Source organism: Pseudomonas sp. NPDC098740, assembly GCF_044760065.1.
Classification (GTDB): Bacteria; Pseudomonadota; Gammaproteobacteria; order Pseudomonadales; family Pseudomonadaceae; genus Aquipseudomonas; species Aquipseudomonas rossensis.
Window position 1 is genome coordinate 1 of record NZ_JBIWAM010000031.1, and the last position, 8,837, is coordinate 8,837.

General features: G+C 60.1%; 7 protein-coding genes. All 7 read right to left on the minus strand.

What is annotated here, in order from left to right; genetic code table 11:
* Positions 1-357: S1 RNA-binding domain-containing protein (locus ACIQU2_RS25770; protein ID WP_403144944.1), on the minus strand; the 357-nt coding region annotated here is incomplete at its 3' end.
* Positions 358-476: 119 nt separating this feature from the next.
* Positions 477-1,166, minus strand: a complete 690-nt coding sequence (cmk, locus tag ACIQU2_RS25775; RefSeq protein ID WP_129442406.1) for a (d)CMP kinase — start codon at positions 1,164-1,166, stop codon at positions 477-479.
* Positions 1,163-3,370 carry a bifunctional prephenate dehydrogenase/3-phosphoshikimate 1-carboxyvinyltransferase gene (locus tag ACIQU2_RS25780; protein WP_403145021.1) on the minus strand — a complete coding sequence of 736 codons (2,208 nt, stop codon included), beginning with the start codon at positions 3,368-3,370 and terminating at the stop codon, positions 1,163-1,165. Before ACIQU2_RS25780 ends, cmk begins: the two co-directional genes overlap by 4 nt.
* Positions 3,371-3,398: 28 nt before the next feature.
* Positions 3,399-4,511: a histidinol-phosphate transaminase gene (gene hisC / locus ACIQU2_RS25785; RefSeq protein ID WP_403144945.1), complete on the minus strand. Its 1,113-nt coding sequence runs from the start codon at positions 4,509-4,511 to the stop codon at positions 3,399-3,401.
* A gap of 12 nt (positions 4,512-4,523) precedes the next feature.
* On the minus strand, positions 4,524-5,618 hold the full coding sequence (gene pheA / locus ACIQU2_RS25790) for a prephenate dehydratase (protein ID WP_007899727.1): 1,095 nt from the start codon (positions 5,616-5,618) through the stop codon (positions 4,524-4,526).
* Entirely contained in the window at positions 5,618-6,703 is a 1,086-nt protein-coding gene (gene serC / locus ACIQU2_RS25795; RefSeq protein ID WP_403144948.1) for a 3-phosphoserine/phosphohydroxythreonine transaminase, read from the minus strand. Before serC ends, pheA begins: the two co-directional genes overlap by 1 nt.
* A 259-nt stretch (positions 6,704-6,962) precedes the next feature.
* Positions 6,963-8,837, minus strand: a 1,875-nt coding sequence (locus tag ACIQU2_RS25800; protein ID WP_403144950.1) for a DNA gyrase C-terminal beta-propeller domain-containing protein, incomplete at its 5' end; no start/stop codon positions are given.

Genomic DNA, 8,837 nt, shown 5'->3' on the forward strand with positions numbered 1-8,837 from the left:
TTTAACCTTACCGTTGATAACGCCCTTGACAACTTCTTCGGCTGCGAAGGCTGCTTCCAGAACAATCCAGCATTCAGCGCGCTTGGCTTTTTCACGGGACAGCTTGGTTTCACCAAAGCCGTCTTCAACCGAGTCCAGCGCAACGTGAACTTCGTCACCGACGTTGATAGTCAGTTCGCCAGCATCGTTGTAGAACTGCTCAAGCGGGATGAGTGCTTCAGACTTCAGGCCAGCGTGAACGGTTACCCAGCGAGCTTGGTAATCGATATCAACGATAACACCGGTGATGATGGAGCCTGCCTGAAGGTTCAGGGTTTTTAGGCTTTCTTCAAAGAGTTCCGCAAAGCTTTCGCTCATTTTAATTCCTGAGTATAAGGGCGAAGAATACGCCCATCTCCACATCCCAGACGACGTGGGTTACGTTCATTTAAAGAAACACCACAGGACTATGACTGGTCCCCCAGGGTGTTTCTTGGTCACCCGGCAATATCGCGGAGTGCGATCTCGCTCATGATGCGTTCCAGCACCTGATCGATGGATAATTCCGTGGAATCCAGCTGTATGGCGTCAGCCGCCGGCTTGAGCGGGGCTACCGCTCGCTGGGTGTCACGCTCATCGCGGACACGTATCTCATCTAGCAGACTCGACAGACTAACACCATCGACTTTGCCCTTCAACTGCAAGTATCGACGGCGCGCACGCTCCTCGGCACTGGCAGTGAGGAATATCTTCAGCGGTGCATCCGGGAAAACCACCGTGCCCATGTCGCGACCATCGGCCACCAGACCCGGAGCCTCCTGAAACGCCCGCTGGCGCTGGAGCAGCGCATCACGCACCGCCGGCAGAGCGGCGACCTGGGAAGCCCAGGCGCCAACTTGTTCGTTGCGCAAATCATCAGTGACATCGTCACCTTCGAGAATGATCCGCTGCGGATGACCTTCGGTCGCACCGACGAACTGCACGTCCAGATGAGCGGCCAGCAGCTTCAGCGACTCTTCATTGGTCAGATCGACGCCATGATTACGCGCGGCGAAGGCCAGCAGACGGTACAGCGCACCGGAATCCAGCAGGCACCAGCCCAGGCGCTTGGCCAGAATCCCGGCAATAGTGCCTTTGCCCGAACCGCTAGGCCCGTCGATGGTGATGACCGGTGGCTTGATAATCACGACTGAGCCTCTTGTGCAACACGGATACCGACCTGCGCGCACAGCGCGAGGAAGTTCGGGAACGACGTCGCGACGTTGGCGCAATCATGGATGCGGATCGGCGCAGTGGCGCGCAGCGAAGCCACGCTGAAGGCCATGGCAATCCGGTGATCGCCGTGACCGTGCACTTCGCCGCCGCCGATCTGGCCGCCGTCGATGATGATGCCGTCCGGGGTCGGTTCGCATTTGACGCCCAGCGCCAGCAAGCCATCCGCCATGACCTGAATCCGGTCCGACTCTTTAACCCGCAGCTCTTCGGCGCCGCGTAGGATGGTGCGCCCTTCGGCACAGGCCGCGGCCACGAACAGCACCGGGAATTCGTCGATGGCCAGCGGAACCAGCGCTTCGGGAATCTCGATACCTTTGAGTTTAGCTGCACGTACGCGCAGGTCCGCCACCGGCTCACCGCCGACTTCACGCTGGTTTTCCAGGGTGATATCAGCGCCCATCAGACGCAGAATGTCGATCACGCCGGTACGGGTCGGGTTGATGCCGACGTGTTCGAGCACCAGCTCCGAACCTTCGGCGATCGATGCGGCCACCAGGAAGAACGCGGAAGACGAGATGTCGCCCGGCACTTCAATGTGGGTCGCGGTAAGCTTGTGGCCGGACTCGACCGACGCGGTCGCCCCGTTGACGGAAACCGGGTAGCCGAAGCCACGCAGCATGCGCTCGGTGTGGTCCCGGGTTGGAGCCGGCTCGGTGACTGTGGTCTTGCCTTCGGCGTACAAACCCGCCAGCAGCAGGCAGGATTTAACCTGGGCACTGGCCATCGGCATGGTGTAGGTCAGGCCTTTGAGCTTGTTGCCGCCGCGAATGGTCATCGGCGGACGACCTTCAGCAGCAGTCTCAATCACGGCGCCCATTTCACGCAGCGGATTGGCCACGCGATTCATCGGACGCTTGGACAGCGAAGCATCGCCCGTCAGCGTGCTGTCGAAGTTCTGCGCAGCCAACAGGCCAGACAGCAGACGCATCGAAGTGCCGGAGTTGCCCAGGTAGATCGGGCCCGGCGCGGGCTTCAAGCCATGCAGGCCGACGCCGTGAATGGTCACGCGACCGTGGTGCGGACCTTCGATCACGACGCCCATGTCGCGGAAGGCTTGCAAGGTTGCCAGGGCGTCTTCGCCCTCGAGGAAACCTTCCACTTCGGTGACACCTTCAGCCAGGGAGCCGAGCATGATCGAACGGTGGGAAATCGATTTGTCGCCCGGTACTCGAATCCGCCCAGTCAGGCGGCCACCAGGTTGTGCCAGGAAAATCAGGTCGTTGGAATTCATAGCGTCCACATAAGCCCGGCGGGCCAGGATTTTACTGAAATGTTCGCGGGCAACCCGGGCGCGAGTGAATACGCCCAACAATTGGTGCCCATCCCCTGCATCGACCGCGTCGCGCAAGGCGTCGAGGTCGCTGCGAAATGTATCGAGTGTGCGCAGGACAGCTTCGCGGTTGGCGAGGAAGATGTCGTGCCACATGACCGGGTCGCTACCCGCGATTCTTGTGAAATCGCGGAAACCGCCCGCAGCGTAACGGAAGATCTCAAGGTTTTCATTGCGCTTGGCCAACGAATCGACCAAACCGAACGCCAACAAGTGCGGCAAATGGCTGGTCGCCGCCAACACTTCGTCATGACGCTCGACCTGCATGTGCTCGACATCGGCGCCCAATTCGCGCCACAACCGGTCGACCACTGCCAGGGCTGCCGGATCGGTTTGATCCAGCGGCGTCAGAATCACTTTATGGCGACGGAACAGTTCGGCATTGGAGGCTTCCACCCCGCTCTGCTCGGAACCGGCAATCGGATGCCCCGGCACGAAACGCGCCGGCATGCCGCCAAACGCTTCGGTTGCCGCCCGCACCACATTGCCTTTGGCGCTGCCAACGTCGGTCAGAATTGTTTGCCCCAGGTCCATGCCGGCCAATTGGCCGAGCATTTTTTCCATGGCGAGGATCGGTACGGCCAGCTGAATCACGTCGGCGCCCTGGCATGCAGCGGCCAGGTCTTCTTCGCAGCGATCCACCACACCCAACTCAACCGCCAGTTTGCGCGACTGCGGGTCGAGATCGACCCCGACCACTTCGCGGCACAGGCCGCTTTCACGCAAACCCTTGGCAAACGAACCGCCGATCAGCCCCAGACCGACCACCACCAGGCGACCGATCATAGGTTCAGCAGATTGCAGTGCAGTGACATCAACCACGAGCCAGAACCTTGGTCAGCGCTTCGAGGAAGCGGCTGTTCTCCGCCGGCAAACCGATGGTGATGCGCAAGTGGTTCGGCATGCCGTAATTGGCCACCGGACGTACGATCACGCCTTCGCGCAGCAAGCCTTGGAAGACCGGCGCCGCAACACGGCCCAGATCGACGCAGATGAAGTTGCCCTTGGACGGAATCCAGATCAACCCCAGCTCACGGAAACCCGCTTCCAGCTGCTGCATGCCAGACTCGTTCAGGCGACGGCTTTCAGCCAGGTAATCGGTGTCTTGCAGCGCAGCGCACGCAGCGGCCAGGGCCAGGCTGTTAACGTTGAACGGCTGACGCACACGGTTCAGTACATCCGCCACCACCGCAGTGGACAAGCCATAACCGACCCGCAATGACGCCAAACCGTAGGCCTTGGAGAACGTGCGCGAAACCAGCAGGTTTGGGTAAGCCGCCAGATAGTCCAGGCCATCCGGCAAGTCGCTGCCTTCGGCGTATTCGATGTAGGCCTCGTCCAGCACGACCAGCACGTGTTCTGGTACGTCCTGCAGGAATTCGTCCAGCGCCTCGGCGCCGAACCAGGTCCCGGTCGGGTTGTTCGGGTTGGCGATGAACACCACGCGGGTATCAGCATCGATCGCGGCCAGCATGGCCGACAGATCATGACCCCAGTCTTTGGCCGGGATCACTTTGGCCTGGGCGCCAACGGCTTGGGTGACGATCGGATAGACCGCAAACGCGTGCTCGCTGAACACGGCGTTCAGACCCGGCGCCAGATAGGCACGGGCGACCAGTTCCAGAATGTCGTTGGAACCGTTGCCCAGCGTCACCTGATTGAGCTCGACGCGGCACTGATCGGCCAGCAAGGTCTTGAGCGCAAAACCGTTGCCGTCCGGATAACGGGTCAGCTCGGCCAATTCTTCGCGAATCGCCGCCAGAGCCTTGGGGCTGGCGCCCAACGGGTTTTCGTTGCTGGCCAGTTTGACGATGCTGGCCGGATCGATGTTCAGCTCGCGCGCCAGTTCGTCCACGGGCTTGCCCGGAACGTAAGGCGAAAGTTGTTGCACGCCCGGCTGTGCCAGAGCGAGGAAGTCACCACTCATTTGCTACCGCCCTTAGAGAACTGCTTTCGGGTAGGAACCCAGCACTTTGAGTGCCACTGCTTCCTGACTGATCTTTTCCAACACACCTTTGACCAGTGGGTCGCGGTGGTGGCCGACGAAGTCGATGAAGAACACGTAGGTCCATTTACCGCTGCGCGAAGGACGCGTCTCGATTCGCGTCAGGTCGATGCCGTTGTCATGGAACGGCACCAGCAACTCGTGAAGAGCGCCGGGCTTGTTGCTCATGGAGACGATGATCGAAGTCTTGTCGTCGCCAGTCGGCGGCACTTCCTGGCTGCCGATCATCAGGAACCGCGTGGAGTTGTCCGGACGATCCTCGATTTTCTCGGCCAGACGGGTCAACCCGTACAAGCCTGCGGCCATGTCGCCGGCAATTGCCGCCGAGTTCCACTCACCCTTAACCCGTTTGGCCGCTTCGGCGTTGCTGGACACTGCCACGCGCTCGACATTCGGGTAATGGGCGTCCAGCCACTTGCGGCACTGGGCCAGGGACTGGGCGTGGGAATAGATGCGGCTGATGCTGTCGGTCTTGGTGTTTTCACCGACCAACAGGTGGTGGTGAATCCGCAACTCGACTTCGCCACAGATCACCATGTCGTGTTCGAGGAAGCTGTCGAGGGTGTGGTTGACCGCGCCCTCGGTAGAGTTTTCCACCGGGACCACGCCAAAGTTCACCGCACCGGCCGCCACTTCACGGAACACTTCGTCGATCGCAGCCATCGGCTTGCTGATCACCGCGTGGCCGAAGTGCTTCATGGCCGCCGCTTGGGTGAAGGTGCCTTCAGGGCCGAGGTATGCCACTTTCAGCGGCTGCTCGAGGGCCAGGCACGAGGACATGATTTCGCGGAACAACCGCGCCATCTCTTCGTTGCCCAGCGGCCCCTGGTTGCGCTCCATGACACGCTTGAGCACCTGAGCTTCACGCTCAGGACGATAGAACACCGGCACTTCGCCTTCGGCCAGCGAGGCCATCTTTACTCGCGCAACTTCCTGGGCGCAGCGTGCGCGCTCACTGATCAGCTCCAGGACTTTCTCGTCCAGGGCATCAATGCGCAGGCGCAGTGCCTTGAGTTCTTGCTCAGACATTAGCCGTGTTCCTTCTCGAACTCTGCCATGTACGAAATCAGTGCGTTGACCGCAACGATGTCGACGGCGTTATAGATGGAGGCACGCATGCCACCCACGGAACGGTGACCCTTGAGGTTCAACAGGCCACGCTCTTCGGCACCGGTCAGGAATGGCTTGTCGAGTCGGTCGTCAGCCAGGCGGAACGGCACGTTCATCCACGAGCGATCCGATTTGTTGATCGGGTTGCTGTACAAGCCGCTGGCGTCGATGAAGTCGTACAGCGTGCGCTGTTTCACTTCGTTGAGCTTGCCGATGGCTTCAACACCACCCTGCTCTTTCAGCCACTCGAATACCAGACCCGAGAGGTACCAGGCCAGGGTTGGCGGGGTGTTGTACATCGAGCCGTTGTCGGCCGCGACCTTGTAGTTGAGCATGGTCGGGCACAGGGAACGGGCGTGACCCAGCAGGTCTTCGCGAACGATGTTGACGACGATGCCACTCGGGCCGATGTTTTTCTGGGCACCGGCGTAGATCATGCCGAAGCGTGAGACATCCATCGGACGCGAAAGAATGTCCGAGGACATGTCGGCGACCAGAGGGACATCACCGGTTTCCGGGATCCACTGGAACTCCAGGCCGCCAATGGTTTCGTTCGGCGCGTAGTGAACGTAGGCCGCGTCTTTGGACAGGTTCCATTCGTTCTGGCCGGGAATAGCGAAATAGTCGTAAGGCTTGGCAGTCGCGGCAACGTTGACGTGGCCGTAACGCGAGGCTTCTTCGATGGCTTTCTGCGACCAGATACCGGTGTCGATATAGTCGGCGGTGCCGCTTTCCGGCAACAGGTTCAGAGGAATCTGAGCAAATTGCTGGCTGGCGCCACCTTGCAGAAACAGCACTTTGTAGTTCGAGGGGATATTCAGCAGATCACGCAGATCCTGCTCGGCCTTGGTGGCGATGGACACGAACTCATCACTGCGATGGCTCATTTCCATGACCGACAGGCCCTTGCCGTGCCAATCAAGGAGTTCACCCTGGGCGCGCTGCAGGACAGCTTCGGGAAGTGCCGCAGGACCGGCACAGAAGTTATAGGCTCTCTTGCTCACATCCAATCTCGCTCTGATTTGGTGGTAATCACGCAATAAATAATCAGCGACACAGACCTTATTTGGAACAAGCTTTTGTGGGAGCTGGCTTGCCTGCGATTGCATCACCGCGGTGCACAAGACACACCGCAGCGCCTGCATCGCGGGCAAGCCCGGCTCCCACAAAAGCCCTTTCACACAGGATCTTCGTGGGTGTCGATATTTTCAACAGGGACAAACAACAAGGGGGCGAATTCTCATCCGCCCCCTGTCTGTCCGCTTACTCCTGCGGTTCTTCGTCGGCTGCGGCGTCGAGTTGCTGGTCTTCGACAACGTCGTCGATCACGACTTCACCGTCGAACACTGCACCCTCTTCACCTTCTTCCAGCTCTTCCCCTTCGACTTCCGACGGTTCCTGAACCCGCTCCAGACCTACCAGCGTTTCATCGCTGGCCAGTTTGATGAGGGTCACGCCCTGGGTGTTACGACCCAGACTGGAGACTTCGTCGACACGAGTACGCACCAAGGTGCCCTGGTCGGAAATCAGCATGATTTCCTCACCGTCGAGCACCTGGACTGCACCGACCAGACGGCCGTTACGGTCGTTGCTGACCATGGCGATAACGCCCTGACCACCACGTTTGTACTCAGGGAACTCGGTGATCGCCGTGCGCTTGCCGAAACCACGGGCCGAAGCGGTGAGGATCTGGCTGCCTTCTTCCGGGATCAGCATGGAAATCAGCTTCTGGCCTTCCGGCAGACGCATGCCGCGGACACCGCGAGCGGTACGGCCCATGGCGCGTACGTCGGTTTCCTTGAAGCGAGTGACCTTGCCGCCGTCGGAGAACAGCATGACTTCGCGTTCGCCATCGGTAATGGCGGCAGAAATCAGTACGTCACCTTCATCCAGCTCCAGCGCGATCAGACCGACGCTGCGTTGACGGCTGAAGGATTCCAGCGGGGTCTTCTTCACGGTGCCTTTGGCAGTGGCCATGAAGATGAAGTGACCTTCGGTGTATTCGTCGACCGGCAACATGGTGGTGATGTATTCATCACTGTCCAGCGGCAGCAGGTTGACCAGCGGACGACCACGGGCAGCGCGGGAAGCTTCCGGGATTTCGTAGGTTTTCAGCCAGTACACTTTGCCTTTGCTGGAGAACAGCAGCAGCGTGGTGTGGCTGTTGGCGACCAGCAGGTGAGCGATGTAGTCCTCATCCTTCACGCCAGTAGCCGATTTGCCTTTACCGCCACGACGCTGAGCCTGGTACGCAGCCAATGGCTGGGTCTTGGCGTAGCCACCGTGGGAAATGGTCACGACGCGTTCTTCTTCCGGGATCATGTCACCCAGGGTCAGGTCGAGACGGGCATCGAGAATCTCGGTGCGGCGCACGTCGCCGTATTCGGCGCGGATCACTTCCAGCTCTTCGCGGATCACTTCCATCAGGCGCGTGGCGCTGCTGAGGATGCGGATCAGCTCGCCGATCTGGTTGAGGATCTCTTGATACTCGGCCAGCAGCTTTTCGTGTTCCAGGCCGGTCAGGCGGTGCAGACGCAGTTCCAGAATGGCTTGCGCCTGCTCTGGCGACAGGAAGTACTTGCCTTCACGCAGACCGTATTGCGGGTCCAGGGTCTCTGGACGGCACGAGTCGGCACCGGCACGCTCAACCATCGCGACCACGGCGGAAGATTCCCACGCAGTCTTGATCAGCGCTTCCTTGGCTTCCGACGGCGTTGGCGAAGCCTTGATCAGGGCGATGACCGGGTCGATGTTCGACAGGGCAACCGCTTGACCTTCCAGAATGTGGCCACGTTCGCGCGCTTTACGCAGTTCGAACACGGTGCGGCGGGTAACGACTTCGCGACGGTGACGAACGAAGGCTTCCAGCAGGTCCTTGAGGTTCAGGATCCGCGGACGGCCGTCGATCAGCGCGACGATGTTGATACCGAACACCGCTTGCAGCTGGGTCTGGGCGTAGAGGTTGTTGAGGATCACCTCAGGCACTTCGCCTCGACGCAGCTCGATCACAACGCGCATACCGTCCTTGTCGGACTCGTCGCGCAGTTCGGTGATGCCTTCGAGCTTCTTCTCTTTTACCAGCTCGGCGATCTTCTCGATCAGACGAGCCTTGTTCAGCTGGTAAGGGAGTTCGGTGAG

What these genes read in the sequence shown, in the direction of transcription:
- ACIQU2_RS25780 (WP_403145021.1), bottom strand. Translation starts at nt 3,370, where the DNA reads ATGATCGGTCGCCTGGTGGTGGTCGGTCTGGGGCTGATCGGCGGTTCG.
- pheA (WP_007899727.1), bottom strand. Translation starts at nt 5,618, where the DNA reads ATGTCTGAGCAAGAACTCAAGGCACTGCGCCTGCGCATTGATGCCCTG.
- hisC (WP_403144945.1), bottom strand. Translation starts at nt 4,511, where the DNA reads ATGAGTGGTGACTTCCTCGCTCTGGCACAGCCGGGCGTGCAACAACTT.